The organism is Soonwooa sp. T0.1_25, from assembly GCF_057652215.1.
In genome coordinates this window covers 1-231 of sequence record NZ_JBYFBZ010000122.1, presented here as the reverse complement: position 1 = coordinate 231, position 231 = coordinate 1, and the positions used below count along the sequence as shown (strand labels likewise).

At 38.5% G+C, this 231-nt stretch carries 1 protein-coding gene; it reads right to left on the bottom strand.

The window, feature by feature from the left end; genetic code table 11:
* Positions 1–231, bottom strand: a 231-nt coding sequence (locus AC23MB_RS14565; RefSeq protein WP_487787678.1) for a cyclic nucleotide-binding domain-containing protein, incomplete at both ends; no start/stop codon positions are given.

Below are 231 nucleotides of genomic sequence, written 5' to 3'. Positions count from 1 at the left end.
GTGGTGTCATCGCGTCCGCTTTTGCTTGGAAATTTTCTCCACACAATACAGAGCTATATACGATAAGATCGCCTTCTTTACAAAATAGAAGGATCTGATCTTTACCATAAACTCCAGATTTTGAAAGCTTTGCAGTAACTTCTTTTATAAAATAGACACCTTGCGTAGATTCTCCATCTTCGTAAACAGTATCTACCTTTGCGAACTCCATATCTCGCAGTTCTGCTACTA